The sequence below is a fragment of the Sphingomonas sp. DC5200-1 genome (assembly GCF_049897245.1).
Taxonomy (GTDB): Bacteria; Pseudomonadota; Alphaproteobacteria; order Sphingomonadales; family Sphingomonadaceae; genus Sphingomonas; species Sphingomonas aquatilis.
Genome location: NZ_JAFCVW010000005.1, coordinates 147,122 through 161,311, shown reverse-complemented (window position 1 = coordinate 161,311; position 14,190 = coordinate 147,122). Strand labels below are relative to the sequence as shown.

The following is a 14,190-nucleotide window of genomic DNA, read 5'->3' as shown; positions in this document are numbered from 1 at the left end:
AATTACCTCCTCTTCGTGGTGGTTGGTGGCCGCGTCAGACGCGGAGCGGCATGAGCACGAGGCTGGCGGCCTTCGCCTTCGGGCTGGTGATCAGCGCGGGCGCCGCCGCATCACCCAGCGAGAACTCGACATGGTCGACGTCGAGGGCGCCGAGGGCATCGCGCAGGTATTTGCTGTTGAAGCCGATGGTCAGCGGTTCGCCCTCGTATTCGCAGGGCACCTCGTCGACCGCCTCGCCGTGTTCAGGCGAGGTTACGGACACGCGAAGCATGTCGCGCTTAAGGTCGAAGCGGACCGAGCGGACCTTGTCGGGCGAAACCATGGCGAGCCGCGCGACTGCTTCGACTAGGGCGTCGCGGTCGATGGTCAGCAAGGACTTGTGGGTCGTGGGGATCGTGCGAGCGTAGTCCGGGTATTGGCCGGCGACGACCTTCGCGACGATCACGAAATCGCCAGCCGACATCATCACCTTGCCGTCGCCGACCGCGACGTCGATCGACGTGTCGCGCGCTTCCGCCGCCGCGCGCGCCAGATCGATGCAGCGGGTGCGCAGGATCGTATCGGGCATGCCCTGGGCGCCAGCTGGCAGCTCGTCGACATAGCGGGCGAGCCGATGGCCATCGCACGATGCGAACCGGAGCGAGCCGTCGAATGCGTGCAGGAAGACGCCGTTCAGGTAATAGCGGACCTCTTCGGTCGACACCGCATGGCGCACCACGGCCAGCGCGACCACCAACGCCTTGCTTTCCAGTGTGAAGCGCGCCTGCACGACCTCCTGCTTGAGGATCGGGAATTGGTCCTTCGGCAGCGTCGCGAAGCGGAACCGCGCCCGGCCGTTCGACACTGTCGCCGCCGACCCATCGAACTTGATCGCCGTCTGGCTGCCGCCGCCGAACGACCCGACCACGTCCGCGAGGCGGTGCGCGTCGAGCGTGAAGCTGATGGGCCGCTCGACGACGGCGGGTACGGTCAGCGTGACCATCACGTCCAAGTCGGAAGCGGTCAGGCGGACGATCCCGGCTTCCGCCTCGACCAGCACGTTCGCGAGGATTGGTATGGTGTTGCGGCGCTGCACGGTGGCGCGCACCTCGCGCAGCGCGCGGTTGAGCTTGTCGGTTTCGAAGGCGATGGTCGTCATGCGATGGCTCCGATGGACGGGGCGGCGGGCTCGACGGGCCCCTCGCCAATTTCGCGGAAGAGGTTTGCGGACACGCGGGCGCAGCGGTCGGCGACCTTGGCCAGCTCGCGAGCGAGCAGGCGGACCTCGAAGTCGGTGATGGTCGTGTTGCTGTGGCGCTTGTCGTAGAGCGCGCGCTCGCTGCATCCGATCAGCGCCGCGACGTTCTTGAAGCCGCCGCGATCGCACAGGACCTCGCAGGCTGTTTCGAGGCCCGCCATGCGCGGCACCGACAAGCGACGCGCGACCGCTTCCGAATGTTCGGAAGTCGCGTTAGCGCCCCCAATGTGTTCACCGCAGCTCATGCGGCGGCGCCCTGGCGGGCAGGCAGCCCGATCACCGAGTGCCAGCCCATGACGCAGCCGTTCACGGCATACAGGCGCGTTGCGAGAGCGCTGGCCGCAGGACGCAGAGGTTCGTCCGCCGTCTCCGCCTTCTGGCCATCGTGAAGCGGACGTGCAAAAAGTCCGGTCACCGCACCCTCAGATGCGGCAACCGGCAGGTTGGTCAGCGGCGTGGGACCAAAGCTAAGACACTCTGTATTACGCCGCTGACACACTCCGTTTACACCTGTAGGCACGGGTGTAAAGGCCGAATCTGTCAGACATGAAAGGGCGTCCGCCGTCCCGCCCTTCGACGGGATCGACGCTGTTCGCATCGTCATCGTTGCTACTCCTGCCGGTCGCGCCGGCGTTGAGGTCCTATCCGACGGCACGCGGACGCGTCGGCGCCCGCAAGCTGTTGATCCGTTCGATCCAGTCCCCCGTCAGCGCATGGACGGCACGGATATGCTCCTCCATGTCGAACAGCTCCTGGTGGGTTTTCGCGACGCCGCCGGGGCTGTCAGGGCTTTCCGCCTCGGCAACCTTGGCGAGCAGCGACGCGATCGGCAGCGTTCCGAGATCCGCCGCCGCTGCATCGGCCTTGCTGACGATCGCGCAGCCGTAGAGGTCGGCGATGTCGTCGAGCGCCGTCGGGCACGCGGCGCGCGCGTCCCACAGGCGCTTCGGGTCGGTGCTCTTGGCGGTCCCGCCGAAGATGTTGCCCAGCGCCTTGGTCGACAGGTCCATGACATAGGCCAGCGCCTTGGGACCGACGCGCTTCTGCGCCCGCGCCAGGCCAGCGATCATCGCATTACGGAAGCACTCTTCCGAGACACCAGTCGTTTCGGGAACGACACTACCGGGCTGCACAAGCATTCTCCTCGGCATGAACAGGGAAACGCTCCACTTCGCCCCCAAGGCCGTCCGCCTCGCGGTTGCCCGCGCGCTGGTCGACAAAGGTGCCGGTGACGCAGGTACGCGCGTCACCGGCGAGGGGGCGGCCGCCCGTCATGGTTTCAGCGGCCGCGGGGAGAGGTTGGGCGCGACGGATCGCGCAATCGGTGTGGGTGCAGGCGAAGGCCTCCGGATGCCAGGGGCCGATGCCGCAGCGATCGCAGGTGCTCATGCGGGCACCGCGCTTCCGGGGCCGCGCCTTGACAGCGCGACCCCTTCCGCCATCGTCGGGTTGCTCCACACCGACGAAAGGAAAACCGAGTGCCGCACCGCGCTCTCACGCAGACGGAAATGGCCGCTGCTCAGAAGCTTTTCGACCACATCATGGCGGCCGAATACGGCGGCGCGCCGGACGATGGTGAGAGCATGGCGGACTACACACTGCGCATTTGGGATCGATGCGCAAGCTCCGTCATCGAGCCGCCGCCGCGAGAAGGATAAGTGGCGGTTCATGCGGCTACCTCGACGGCTTCGCTGGACAGGTGCCCGGTCATGAAATCCCGAACGCGCTGCTCCGTTTCGGGCCAAACGCGACGGCCGCGCCGCAACTGCCGGACGAAATGCCGGTCGCCGAGCGCGTCGTCGCCGAAGCGTGTCGCTGACACCTGCGGGTTCTGCTCGAGGAAAGCCTCGACGTCTGCGAGAAGCTGAGCCATGGCCACAGCAAGTACGTGTGCAATATCACACCGTCAAGGTGTGAAACGTCTCACCTTTCGCCGTTCGTCGCATTCGTGTGAAAAAGCACACATGGCCGAACCCTATGAAGTTGCCCGCGTGAAGGCCGAGCTCCGTCGCCTGATGGACCTGAAGGGCATCAAAGCGAAACCGTTGGCCAAAAAGGCCGGCCTTGGCGAAACTGCGGTCAGGGATATTTTCGAGCGCGAGGGATCTGACATGAAGGTCGGCACCCTCCATAAGCTGGCGGTCGCTCTAGACAGCACGATCGACGACATCGTCGGAGCTACCGGCGTCTCGATCGTGGGTAGGGTGGGCGCAGGCGGCAACGTTATCTACGCTGAGGACCACGCGGGGACTGCGCCCCGCCCACCCGGCTTAGCGATCCCGGTCGAGGCGCTCGAGGTCGACGGATCATCCATGCTGCCGCGCTACTCATCGGGCGACGTCGTCTACATTGCACGCGAACATGACGGTGTGGTCGATGAGGACATTGGTGAGTTCTGCGCCGTCCGGCTTGTGACTGGCGAAACCTATATCAAGCAGCTTGCGTATGGCTCGCGCCCTGGTTTCTTCACTCTGCGCTCGCTCAATGCTGAGGATATCGTCGACGTCGAGCTGGAATGGGCTACACCGATCGTCTTCGTTCTTCCACGAGCCGCGCGGCGGCGGCTGGGGTTTTAACCCAGTAGCGGAAGCCCCCGCGGGGCGGGACTGGGGCCGCCCTATCGGGAAAATAGGACGCCACCTGCGGATCATCGTCGCAAACGACGGCGCTTATGGTGGCGCCCAGCACACAAGCGCGACTGTATCCAATGCTGGCGAAGACGCCAGAAATGCCGCGCCCTTGTTGGTGGACCACATGATGGACCCAACCTCCGCGCGGAACATATCCTACCGTTTCGCCCCGCGCCGAAACAATGCGAATCGCTTGCTGATCGTGGGGATTATCCGGCTCGTGGACAAACGATACGGCTTCGCCGGCAGAGCAGCGCTCGAGGGCCTCTTGATAGAAGGAGACGCCCGCCACGCGAAAATGCCCCAGATCGTCATCCATCGCGACTCGCTCCCTTCCTGCCCCAAACTCCCCAATGACTTGGAACATTGCAAGAACGATGTGACGTTGCACATTTCCGCATTGACAAAGTGTGATTTTGCACACTATCTGACCCCAAGCCGCACGACGCGGCATGGAGGTTTCACCCGTGGCCACCGCCCTACGCACCGATTGGCCGAGCGACGAACGCGATCCCCGCGTTGACGCCGCCGTCGAGGATTTTCGCGCCGCCGTCATTGACCTGCGCCGGCTGAGCGCCAAGCTGTTCGAGCTGCCCGCTGGTAGCGCGCATCGCCCGCCGCTGAAGGAGCAGATCGACGATCTGGTCGGCGGCATGCAGGCGCGCTGCGACATGCTGGGGATCGACCTCGACCGGCTGTTCCAACTCATAAACGTCGACCTCGCCGCCCGGCGTGGCGGCGGCAACGATCACCGCCCCCATGGCGATCACCTCCGCGCGCTCGTCGATGAGGTGAACGGAGCCTACGCCGACGAGGCGACCATCCACCGCAACATCACCCGCCTTCAGGATCTGCTGCCTGGCGCCGCCGCGCGCCGCATCGCCGCCGATCGCGCGTGCGCAGGTTACGTCGCCGGCTGGCCGGAGCGCGCGCGATGATCGCCGCGGCACCCGCCCCGCGGTCGGAAAAGCAGGAGCAGTTCCTCATCTACCTCCGCCGCATCGGACCAGAGGGGTGGGACAGGTCCCGCAACGACAGCGTCCTCTGCGCGCTCGAGCGCGACGGTCTGGCCGAATATCGCGGCACCCGCGCCCGTCCCCGCGTCGAGGCGTGGCACGCCACCCCAGCCGGCGCGAAGTGGGTCGAGGATGCCCGCGCCGCCGCCCTTGCACAGGAGGTCTGACATGACCCGCGACACCTTCCTTCACATCGTCGGCTGGCTGTGCCTGATCGCGATCGCAGAGGTCGCCGTCTTCACGATGATTGAGACGGTCGCGCCGCAGTGGCGCCGGATCTGGCGTCTCGCCACCGGCCACGTTGACCCGGTGCCCGCACCCCTCCCCCCTGCCGCCTCAGACGCGCTTGTGTCGTCGGCACTCCCCCAGCGCCGCGGTGACGAGGCCGCCGCCGCGCCAGCCCTTCAGGTGCGGGCATGATCCGCCGCGACCCGGTCCGCCAATGGGTTGTGGCTGGCGGGGAGGTCATATCCCGCACCGACGGACAGCGCCATTACGTCACCGCTGACCAGGTAGCGCGTTTGCACCGCCTTCGCGATGACGAATGGCGCCGGTGGGACGGTAACGAGACGGCCCACCTGTGGCCGCGGCGCGACGGCGACTATCGTAATCTGCGTGATCAGGTGCCGGCGACGCCGCTACCCACTGTGATCGTCGCTGGCCTAGGCCGCTGTGGCACGTCGATGGTCATGCAGATGCTGGCGACTGGCGGCATCGCCACCGTCGGCACGTTCCCCGATTTCGAGGACATGGACACCGATCGTCAGCGCAGCCTCAACACGGCCGCGTGGCTGGCGAGGTGCGAAGGCCGCGCCGTGAAGGTGCTCGACCCGCAGCGCGTCCCGCCGCCGGCCGGGCAATCCTATCGCACGATTTGGCTGACCCGCGATCCGGAGCAGCAGGGCCGCAGCCAGATCAAGCTGATCGACGCCCACCCCAGCCGCGCGATGCGCAAGGCGATGGCGCAGTCGATCCGACGGGATGAGCCGCGCGCGCGACGCGCCCTTGCTGTCGCCGATCTGTCGGGGCGGGCGATGCTGCAGCTGACGTTCGAAGGTATCCTCGGCAGCCCGTTCGCCGCGGCGAAAGCTATCGTTGAGCACATCGGCCCTGAGCAGTTCGAAGATGGGGCGGCGTGGCGCATGGCCACGGCCGTGATGCCACGCGGCCCGCATTGCCTGCCCTTCATGCTCGAAACCCACCTGCTTCAGGGAGCCGCCGCGTGACCGATATCCTACTCGATAGCACGAACGCGCCGCCGCCAGGCGCGATCACCTATGCAACCCCCGACCAGCTGGTCGCCTGGGCCGCGGCGCAGATGCAGCGCGCGCCCGACTTCGTCATCGGCGAGGCGACAGCGCCATATCTGCGCCGCTGGTGGCAGGTGCCGCGCAACGAGCGGTGCAACGTCTACCTGCACGAGATCCTGCGCAGCGACGACGATCGCGCGCTACATGACCACCCATGGCCGAACACCTCGTTTGTGATTGCCGGCCGGTACGTCGAGCACACGCCCGATGGGTCGTTCCTGCGCGAAGCGGGCTGGTCGGGCAGCCGGCTGGCTGAAGCGGCGCACCGGCTCGAGATCCTGCCGGGCGAGCGCGCGGTCACGCTGTTCATGACGGGGCCGAAGCTGCGCGAGTGGGGCTTTCACTGCCCGAAGGGCTGGGTGCATTGGCGCGACTTCACCGGCGGCGCGAACGGCGAGCTGGTCGGCCGCGGGTGCGGGGAGGCGTAAAGCGATGAGCGCGATGGGAAAGATTGAAGCCGCCGACCGCCTGCTCTGTCTCGACGAGGTGAAGGCAATCGCCGGCCTCGGAAAATCAATGATCTACCGCAAAATGCGCGCTGGAACTTTCCCGAAGGCCTGCAAAGCTGGCGGAACATCATCCCGATGGAGCGAGCGCGAGGTGCAGACCTGGGTCACTGACCAACTTCAGAGCAGAGCGGCCGTCTGATGGGGCATAGCAGCGAAGCCAAATCTTCTGCCGGTCTGATCGTTTGGACGATCCACCGTCATCCATCCGACTTTCCAGATAAATACGTTGCCCGTGCGTACGTCGTCAGCGCAGGCAAGGTTCAACCGTCCGCAACCTATAACGTTCGCGACACTCACGAGGCTGCGCGCGCCTCATTGCCGCAGGGCCTTATCAACCTAGGTCGTATGCCAGAGGATACATCAACTATCGTGGAGACTTGGGCTTGAATGGATCATCGACGGGAAAAGGCCTGAACCCGCCCGTGCTTGCCGAGGGTGTCACAATAACAGACGCCGGTGAGGATTTGAGCCAGTCGATCGTGGTATGGCTGACCGTTTCTGACGTTTTTGAAGTGATCCGCACGAGCGCGATCTCCAAAGCCTCAGCATCGAATGTACGGCCGAGGTCAATTATCGCCTGCTTTTCCTGCTCTCCGTCGGGATCGAGCAAGTCTGCCACCGCTTGCCCAGCACGATTTAATGGCGCGAAATCACGGAGCACTCGCCCCTCCGTGGATCGCCATATAAGAATACCGTAGTATTGGCCAAAGGTATGCGCTCTGAAACGTTGACCGTCAGGCAAAAACTCAAAAATACGGCTAAGCCCCGAGGCTGCATCGGCCACAAGTCCTGCATCAGCGAGTCGCAGCAGCCTGGTGATGCGAGGAGCTTCGCCAGTATTGAGATGAAACACAGCGTTTCCCACGCGAAAAGGCATTGAGTCCCGCATGGCTTCAATGTCCGACTTCTCAAGTTCGGCTATTTGGCGAAGTACGCTCCGGGGATAAGCACCGGGTGAACGGATTTCTCCGGCTAAGACCCGTGATAGGCGATCGCGCAGCTCGTCAGAGGTTGCGCCTTCCGCCTCGCGAGTGAAAGCTGCCGCCCAATCTGCGTCGAGAGGAACATCATCATTGCTTTCGATATCATCCGAGGTCTGAGTGCCCGTCGCAGCATCATCGGCCTTTGGCTCTGAGGTTGATGATGGGCTATCATGCAAATGACCCGCAGCACCAATTAGGACCGCCTCGAGATTATCCTGCTTGCCGAAAAATTCGCTCAGGAAGCGAGCCCTGGCTCGCTCCATCATCACCGGATTTTCAACCGCCTCGCGAGCCACGGCCTCCGCGAGCGCTTTACTGACGATTGACTTACCCTCAGAGGTATCTTGCTGATCTCGGCCGGCGGCATAGAGCCTTGCACCCGCCCGAGTTCCGATACCTAATTGTAGAGCGACCCTCTTCAGCGTCCCTTTCCAACCCTCCGGCGCCACCGCGTCAATGATCGCAACAGGACTTAGCTGATATTCGTCTTTCTGCTCGTCTGACATAGATCGCTCGTTCGATTGCTTCGCAGAAGAGAATGGTCGTCCACTCGAACCGAGTCTACTGGCCTTTTTTAGTCTTTTGGAGAGACCAAGCCTTTACCACGAATCGGCCGGCCCAGCTGGGCTTCAGGCGGACTCAATCCAATTATGATTAGATCGGCATAGTCCTGCGCGATCTCGCGCCGTCGCGGCATATATCCGGCGCGGTTGTAGGCCCCCTCAACGCGGTCCTTCGGGACGTGGGCCAGCATGAGGTCGATGATCGCGCGATCTGGTGAGGCGCCTTTGTGGCCACTGTCTCGCCAGGCGCGATCAAACACCTCGTTCATGATCGTCGAGAATGCAGCCCGAAAACCGTGCGGCACATGGCGGTTACCGTACCCTGCCCGCTTCAGCAGCGCATTGAGCGTGTTCTCCGACATCGACCGGTGAGAGAATCGCTCGCTCGGGAATAGCAGAGCGTAGCGGCCGGTGAGTGGCTCGAGGGCGCGCAACACCTCGACCGCCTGGCTCGACAGCGGAACCAGGTGGTCGCCGCCGGCCTCGCGCTTCCGATCATCGTCGCCCTTCATCCGCGCCGCCGGGATACGCCACAGCGGCGCGGCCCCATCGAGGTCCTCGAACTCCTCCCACGCCGCGCCAGCGATCTCCCCAGGACGCGCAGCCGTCAGAGCAAGCAGACGCATCGCGAATTTCGTCGTCGCGCGCGTCGGCAGGTTCTCGACCGACGCGAGAAGCTGGCGCACCAGCTTGATACGAACCTCATTGTCTTGCGTCGCGTCGACCACCGATGGCTGCTTGCGGGCGCGCGGGCGCGCGGGCAGCAACTTGAGCAGGGACACGGGTGCTGGATCCGCGCGACACAGGCCGGCGGGGATCGCACTGCCGAAAATGTCGGAGAGGCGCTGACGCAGGCGCTGCGCGCTCTCGATCGAGCCACGGGCGACGATAGCGTTCAGCAGGTCGAGCACCATGGCGGTGTCGATATCGGCGATCGGAACATCACCGAAGGCCGGGAAAGCGTCGCGCTCAAGCGACTTCCACACGTCGTCTGAGTGGACGGCCGACCAGCCGCGGACCTTCGGGTCGGACCAATTCGCGGCATCGCGGACGCGCGCGGCGCCGTACTGCTCGCGCCAGGCCTTACGCTTGGCGATCGACCAGCCGCTCTTGAGCTCGAACCACCGCTCGGCAACGACGCGGAAGGTATTCACCGCCGCCGCCGACCGATCCCGGCGGGTGAGCTGCTTCACGACGGCTGGATCGCGACCCTCAAGCAGCTGGCGCTTCGCCGCATCGCGCGCCTCCCGGGCCTCGCTCAGAGAGACGACTGGATAGGGGCCAATCGTCAGCGTCTTCTGCGCAGGCTTGCCGGCGGCGTTGGTCCCGAAGGTGTAGTTCATCCGCCAGTGCTTGCCGCCGGCGGGAGAGACGTGGAGGAACAGCTGCCCGCCGTCGGTGAGCTTGTAGGCAGTCTCGCGGGGCTTAGCCGCTTTCACCTTCGCATCGTTCAGCGCCATGGTTCGAGGCTCCATACCATGGCCGAAGGCGCCGATACCATGGGCCATGCCATGGCATGGGGTGGACGCGAGTGGACGACTATGGACATCACGACCCTGGTTAGAGGGTCAAAAACCGCAGTTTTCAAGGGGGTGTGGACGGCTATGGACGTCCATGGAAGGGAGATTGGCGGAGAGGGAGGGATTCGAACCCTCGGTGCCCGTAAAGGCACGCCGCATTTCGAGTGCGGTACAATCGACCACTCTGCCACCTCTCCGCAGAAGACGTCCTTGGCAGGTCGGTGAGACCCGCAATCCGTCGGTCGAGGGCGGGCCTTTAGCGGCTCGGTTTTCCGGTGGCAAGCGCCGTTGTGCTTGTGCAGCGCGGAAAGACGATTAAATTATGGGCATGCCCCGTCATGACCCTATCGGCACCCTGCCAGCGCAGGGGCGCCCCAATGTCGTCGAGATCGATGCGCCCGCGATCGCGCATGCGCGCTTCTCGATCGGCGATGTCGTGCGGCACCGCCTGTTCGATTTCCGCGGCGTGATCTTCGACGTCGATCCGGTCTTCGCCAACACCGAAGAATGGTATGAGGCGATTCCCGAGGCGGTGCGCCCGCGCAAGGACCAGCCCTTCTACCACTTGCTCGCCGAGAATGTGGATGCGAGCTACGTCGCCTATGTCAGCCAGCAGAATCTGGTCGTCGACGACAGCGACGAGCCGGTCGATCATCCCGCGATTGCCGGCCTGTTCGATGATTTTACCGACGGCCGCTACGCGCTGCGCCGCGAACACCGCCACTGATCGGTCAGCGGGAGGGACGCCGTAGCGCCCCTCCCCGTCCCCTTAGAAGTTGATCGCCGCGCGCGCGTACAGGAAGCGCCCGTTGAAGCCGAACGGCGAGAAGTTGCTGTACGGCAGGAACTGATAGGTCGTCGGATAGCTGCCGCCGACGCTCGCCGGGCGCAGGCCGAACGGCCGGCGGTCGGGATAGACGTCGAAGGCATTGTCCACGCCCAACGTCAGCTGCACGCCCTGATATTCGTAGCTCAGCGAGAAATCGGTGATCCACTTCGGGCGCAGTACCTGATCGTCCGGGCCGAGCAGCGTCAGGCTGGTCGCATCGCTGATCGGCGCGGTCGTTTCGGGCGAGATGACCGAACCATAGCGCGTCGTCCGCGCCGACACGCCGATACCGGCGATCTTGCCGTCGGTCGCCAGCACCACCTTCGTACGCGGCTGGCCCCGTTCGAACCGGAAGCCCTCGACGCGTCCGAACAGCACGAGGCCGGGGATCTGCGCCAGCGACCCCAGCGTGTTCAGCCGCTTGTCGATCTGGTTCTTGGTGTAGTTGTACGCCGCCGAGAAATTCCAGGCGCCCAGGCCGCCCAGATTGGCGCGATAGGTCGCGACCGCATCGACGCCCTGCGTGGTCGTATCCAGGCCGTTGATGAAGAAGCGCGCCGCGCCGACGGTGTTGAAGCCGTTCGCCACCAGCACCTGCTGCACCGCGGCATTCTGCGCCGCCGTGCCGACGCCCGCCGCACCCAGATTTTCCGACAGCACGATGCGGTCGCGAATCTTGATGTGGAAATAATCGACCGTCAGGTTGAAGCCGCGGAACGGATTGAGCGTCGCACCGCCCGACAGGTTGACCGACTTTTCAGGCTTGAGCGGCTGCGAGCCGAGCGCGCGCGCCACCGGGCTGTTCACCGCGACGGTCGACACGTCCACGGGCACGCCCGACAGGAAGTTGGTCGAGGTGGTGGTGAAATATTGCTGGTGCAGCGACGGCGCACGGAAGCCGTTCGACACCGAACCGCGCAGCGCGAACCCGTCGGTCAGTTCGTAGCGCAGCGCGAGCTTACCGTTCACCGTATCGCCGAAGTCGCTGTAATGTTCGTAACGGCCCGCCGCGGTGGCGGTGAAGCCGGTGAACAGGTCGGCGTCGAACTCCAGATAGCCGGCATAGCTGTTGCGGTTGACGTTGGTCCGGGCCGAGGCCGGCAGGCCGCCGAAGCCCTGCGCGCCCGCCGCCGCGGTACGGCCGGGGAAGGAGCAGCTGCCGGTCGCCGCGGCGCCCCCGCCATACACGCCGCCCAGCGTGGTGCAATTGTCCCGCGTGGTCGTTCGCGTCGCCTGGAAGAACGGGCCGGTCTGGTACGACTGCGGATCGCCGGGGCGGATCTGGAAGATTTCGTGGCGATATTCGCCGCCGAACGCGAAGGTCAGCGGCCCGGCCAGGCCGACATCGAACTGCCGCGACAGATCGGCGTTCGCCAGGATCTGCGAGAAGGCGAGGCCGCCGGCATCGAATGAACGCTGGCTCTGCGGACCGAAGGAGACGTTGACGCTATTTTCGGTCCGGTAGCTCAACTCGTTGCGGCCGAAGCCGAGCGAAAAATCGCCCTTGAAACCCGCGACGTCGGCCCGGATGCCGCTGGTCGCCGACAGATCGTCGATGCTCGATTGGATCTTGGGCAAATAGCCGTCCGGCGTCAGACCGACGAAATTGGCGTTGGTCGGCGTCGTGCCGGGCGCGATCGCCGAGAAGTCGCGATTGGTCGCCGCCGACTGCTGGCGGAAATTCGCCGCCGACAGCCCGTCGCGATGGCCATAGGTGAAGAAGGCGTAGAAGTCGGCCGAACCCAGCGGCTGGCCCATATTGATGAGGAAGTTGAAGTCCTGCGTCTTCGCATCGCCGTAGCGGAAATCGAGGCGGTTGAAGCTCGCTTCGCGCGAGTCGAAGGTGGTCGACGACGGACGGATGTAATTGGGCCGCAGGTCGTAGCCCTGGCGGTTGGTGAAGTCGCGGTCGCGATATTCGCCGGTGAAGTTGAAGAAGCCGCCGTTGCCGAGCGGCAGGCCGACGTTGACGCCATAGGTCAGCATCGCACCGTCGCGCGCCTTGCGCTCACCGTTGCTGTTCGCTTGCAGGTAGCGCGAGTCGGTCGGGTCGAGCGACGGGGAATTGCCGAGCAGGCCGTTGAAATTGGCCACCCCGTCCAGCGTCGTCACATATTTGCCGTAGCTTACCTGCGCGCGGCCGCCTTCGCTCGCGGTCTTGAGCTGGACGTTGATCACGCCCGCGATCGCATCCGAGCCATATTGCGAGGAGGCGCCGTCGCGCAGCACCTCGACCCGCTGGATCGCGAGTGCGGGGATCATGTTCATGTCGACTGCCGCCGAACCACGCCCGACGGTGCCGTTGATGTTGAGCAACGCCGACACGTGGCGGCGCTTGCCGTTGAGCAGCACCAGCGTCTGGTCGGGATTCAGGCCGCGCAGCGTCGCGGGCCGCGTCACGTCCGAGCCGTCGGCGATCGAAGGCTGCGGGAAGTTGAACGAGGGGACCAGCTGGTTCAGCGTCTTGTTCAGCTCGCCGGTGCCCGACGCCTGCAGCGCGCTGCCCGAAATGACGTCGATCGGCACGGGGCTGTCGATCGCGGTCCGGTTGGCGACGCGGCTGCCGATGACGACGATCTGGTTGGCCGCTTCGTCGCTTTGCGCCGACGTATCGGCCGTCGCTTCCTGGCTGGGCGCCGACTGCACCGCCTGCGACCAGGCGGGTGCGGCGAAGACCGCCAGGGATGCCGGCACGGCGACGCCGGCAAGCAAGATTGCGCGCTTCATGATATTCCCCTGTTTCGCGCGGCTTAGTTACCGTCACGATCGACGACACTTTATGTCGCGCTGAGGGCCGGGCAAGTCATCGTCACAGACCTTTCATACGTTTGTCATACCGCTGTTGCTGCGCCGCCACATGATGAATGTCGGCGCGCCCCGCTTCAAAGGTTGACAGAAGCCTGCACATTCCTTAGCTGCCGCCGCTCATCCCGCCGGGTCTCCCTGTGCGGGCACATGTTTTTTGGGAAGTGACTAGAGCCATGTTCGCAGTCGTGCGCACGGGCGGCAAGCAGTATCGCGTCGCCGCCGGAGACAAGATCGTCGTCGAGAAGCTGGACGGCGAAGCCGGCGCATCGATCACGCTGGGTGATGTCCTGCTCGCGGGCGAAGGCTCGGAGCTGAAGAGCGTCGAGGGTCTGACCGTCGCCGCCGAGATCGTCGCACAGGCGAAGGGCGAGAAGGTCATCGTCTTCAAGAAGCGCCGCCGTCACAATTATCGCCGCAAGAACGGCCATCGCCAGAACCACACGATCCTCAAGATCGTTTCGGTCGGCTGAGCCCAGCGCGAACAGGAGTAGAGCAGCATGGCACATAAGAAAGCAGGCGGTTCGTCGCGCAACGGTCGTGATTCGGCCGGCCGTCGTCTTGGCGTGAAGAAGTTCGGCGGTCAGGAAGCGATCGCGGGCAACATCCTCGTGCGTCAGCGCGGCACCAAGTTCTATCCGGGCGCCAACGTGGGCATGGGCAAGGACCATACCCTGTTCGCGCTCGTCGATGGCCGCGTGGCGTTCCACGAAGGCAAGCTCGGCCGTAAATTCTGCTCGGTGCAGATTATGGCGGAAGCCGCAGAATAACGGGCAACCAGCCGGGTT

At 64.8% G+C, this 14,190-nt stretch carries 21 protein-coding genes and 1 tRNA gene; 11 read left to right on the top strand and 11 right to left on the bottom strand.

The genetic code is table 11. The features are described from left to right. Positions 1-34: 34 nt before the first annotated feature. From dnaN to ACP7A3_RS12425, 5 genes are all read right to left on the bottom strand, one after another. Positions 35-1,138, bottom strand: coding sequence for a DNA polymerase III subunit beta (gene dnaN, locus ACP7A3_RS12445; RefSeq protein ID WP_426255780.1), 1,104 nt, complete (start codon positions 1,136-1,138; stop codon positions 35-37). Then, the gene (locus tag ACP7A3_RS12440) at positions 1,135-1,398 is read right to left on the bottom strand and encodes a hypothetical protein (RefSeq protein ID WP_426255779.1); all 264 of its coding nucleotides are present in this window, start codon (positions 1,396-1,398) and stop codon (positions 1,135-1,137) included. The genes dnaN and ACP7A3_RS12440 overlap by 4 nt, the downstream gene beginning before the upstream one ends. Positions 1,399-1,478: 80 nt before the next feature. Then, the gene (locus tag ACP7A3_RS12435) at positions 1,479-1,652 is read right to left on the bottom strand and encodes a hypothetical protein (RefSeq protein ID WP_426255778.1); all 174 of its coding nucleotides are present in this window, start codon (positions 1,650-1,652) and stop codon (positions 1,479-1,481) included. Between the two features lie 226 nt (positions 1,653-1,878). After that, positions 1,879-2,370, bottom strand: coding sequence for a hypothetical protein (locus ACP7A3_RS12430; RefSeq protein ID WP_426255777.1), 492 nt, complete (start codon positions 2,368-2,370; stop codon positions 1,879-1,881). Continuing rightward, positions 2,357-2,626, bottom strand: coding sequence for a hypothetical protein (locus ACP7A3_RS12425; RefSeq protein ID WP_426255776.1), 270 nt, complete (start codon positions 2,624-2,626; stop codon positions 2,357-2,359). The genes ACP7A3_RS12430 and ACP7A3_RS12425 overlap by 14 nt, the downstream gene beginning before the upstream one ends. 89 nt (positions 2,627-2,715) lie before the next feature. On the opposite strand from ACP7A3_RS12425, the gene ACP7A3_RS12420 reads away from it, so the two are divergent. Next, complete coding sequence (locus ACP7A3_RS12420; RefSeq protein WP_315471979.1) at positions 2,716-2,895, top strand: hypothetical protein; 180 nt, start codon at positions 2,716-2,718, stop codon at positions 2,893-2,895. Between the two features lie 8 nt (positions 2,896-2,903). Here ACP7A3_RS12420 and ACP7A3_RS12415 read toward each other — a convergent pair whose 3' ends face one another. Then, complete coding sequence (locus ACP7A3_RS12415) at positions 2,904-3,110, bottom strand: hypothetical protein (protein ID WP_426255775.1); 207 nt, start codon at positions 3,108-3,110, stop codon at positions 2,904-2,906. A 91-nt stretch (positions 3,111-3,201) separates the two neighbouring features. On the opposite strand from ACP7A3_RS12415, the gene ACP7A3_RS12410 reads away from it, so the two are divergent. Continuing rightward, a complete protein-coding gene (locus tag ACP7A3_RS12410) occupies positions 3,202-3,813 on the top strand; it encodes a helix-turn-helix domain-containing protein (RefSeq protein ID WP_426255774.1) in 612 nt (203 codons plus the stop codon). Here the strand turns inward: ACP7A3_RS12410 and ACP7A3_RS12405 are convergent. Continuing rightward, positions 3,758-4,186 carry an HIRAN domain-containing protein gene (locus ACP7A3_RS12405; protein WP_426255773.1) on the bottom strand — a complete coding sequence of 143 codons (429 nt, stop codon included), beginning with the start codon at positions 4,184-4,186 and terminating at the stop codon, positions 3,758-3,760. The genes ACP7A3_RS12410 and ACP7A3_RS12405 overlap by 56 nt on opposite strands. 148 nt (positions 4,187-4,334) lie before the next feature. Here ACP7A3_RS12405 and ACP7A3_RS12400 point away from each other — a divergent pair, with 148 nt between their 5' ends. The 6 genes from ACP7A3_RS12400 to ACP7A3_RS12375 are packed head-to-tail and all read left to right on the top strand — an operon-like array spanning position 4,335 to position 6,841. Next, positions 4,335-4,805: a hypothetical protein gene (locus tag ACP7A3_RS12400; RefSeq protein ID WP_426255772.1), complete on the top strand. Its 471-nt coding sequence runs from the start codon at positions 4,335-4,337 to the stop codon at positions 4,803-4,805. Then, positions 4,802-5,050: a hypothetical protein gene (locus ACP7A3_RS12395; RefSeq protein ID WP_426255771.1), complete on the top strand. Its 249-nt coding sequence runs from the start codon at positions 4,802-4,804 to the stop codon at positions 5,048-5,050. Before ACP7A3_RS12400 ends, ACP7A3_RS12395 begins: the two co-directional genes overlap by 4 nt. Before the next feature lies 1 nt (position 5,051). After that, positions 5,052-5,303 carry a hypothetical protein gene (locus ACP7A3_RS12390; RefSeq protein WP_426255770.1) on the top strand — a complete coding sequence of 84 codons (252 nt, stop codon included), beginning with the start codon at positions 5,052-5,054 and terminating at the stop codon, positions 5,301-5,303. Continuing rightward, positions 5,300-6,109 (top strand): hypothetical protein, encoded by an 810-nt coding sequence (locus ACP7A3_RS12385; RefSeq protein WP_426255769.1) that lies wholly within the window; start codon positions 5,300-5,302, stop codon positions 6,107-6,109. Before ACP7A3_RS12390 ends, ACP7A3_RS12385 begins: the two co-directional genes overlap by 4 nt. After that, complete coding sequence (locus ACP7A3_RS12380) at positions 6,106-6,621, top strand: hypothetical protein (RefSeq protein ID WP_426255768.1); 516 nt, start codon at positions 6,106-6,108, stop codon at positions 6,619-6,621. Before ACP7A3_RS12385 ends, ACP7A3_RS12380 begins: the two co-directional genes overlap by 4 nt. A gap of 4 nt (positions 6,622-6,625) precedes the next feature. Then, the gene (locus ACP7A3_RS12375; RefSeq protein WP_426255767.1) at positions 6,626-6,841 is read left to right on the top strand and encodes a helix-turn-helix transcriptional regulator; all 216 of its coding nucleotides are present in this window, start codon (positions 6,626-6,628) and stop codon (positions 6,839-6,841) included. A gap of 225 nt (positions 6,842-7,066) precedes the next feature. On the opposite strand, the gene ACP7A3_RS12370 is transcribed toward ACP7A3_RS12375, so the two are convergent. The 3 genes from ACP7A3_RS12370 to ACP7A3_RS12360 all read right to left on the bottom strand — a co-directional run bounded on the left by ACP7A3_RS12370 (position 7,067) and on the right by ACP7A3_RS12360 (position 9,965). Continuing rightward, a complete protein-coding gene (locus tag ACP7A3_RS12370) occupies positions 7,067-8,191 on the bottom strand; it encodes a DUF2806 domain-containing protein (protein WP_426255766.1) in 1,125 nt (374 codons plus the stop codon). Between the two features lie 68 nt (positions 8,192-8,259). After that, a complete protein-coding gene (locus ACP7A3_RS12365; RefSeq protein ID WP_426255765.1) occupies positions 8,260-9,708 on the bottom strand; it encodes a tyrosine-type recombinase/integrase in 1,449 nt (482 codons plus the stop codon). A 167-nt stretch (positions 9,709-9,875) separates the two neighbouring features. Further along, a tRNA-Ser gene (locus ACP7A3_RS12360) sits at positions 9,876-9,965 on the bottom strand. A gap of 131 nt (positions 9,966-10,096) precedes the next feature. On the opposite strand from ACP7A3_RS12360, the gene hspQ reads away from it, so the two are divergent. Next, positions 10,097-10,495: a heat shock protein HspQ gene (gene hspQ / locus ACP7A3_RS12355; RefSeq protein WP_426255764.1), complete on the top strand. Its 399-nt coding sequence runs from the start codon at positions 10,097-10,099 to the stop codon at positions 10,493-10,495. 42 nt (positions 10,496-10,537) lie between these two features. Here hspQ and ACP7A3_RS12350 read toward each other — a convergent pair whose 3' ends face one another. Further along, positions 10,538-13,324 carry a TonB-dependent receptor plug domain-containing protein gene (locus tag ACP7A3_RS12350; RefSeq protein ID WP_426255763.1) on the bottom strand — a complete coding sequence of 929 codons (2,787 nt, stop codon included), beginning with the start codon at positions 13,322-13,324 and terminating at the stop codon, positions 10,538-10,540. A 254-nt stretch (positions 13,325-13,578) separates the two neighbouring features. On the opposite strand from ACP7A3_RS12350, the gene rplU reads away from it, so the two are divergent. Then, a complete protein-coding gene (gene rplU, locus ACP7A3_RS12345; protein WP_017979337.1) occupies positions 13,579-13,875 on the top strand; it encodes a 50S ribosomal protein L21 in 297 nt (98 codons plus the stop codon). A 27-nt stretch (positions 13,876-13,902) separates the two neighbouring features. After that, positions 13,903-14,172, top strand: a complete 270-nt coding sequence (rpmA, locus tag ACP7A3_RS12340; protein ID WP_018250697.1) for a 50S ribosomal protein L27 — start codon at positions 13,903-13,905, stop codon at positions 14,170-14,172. Positions 14,173-14,190: the final 18 nt, after the last annotated feature.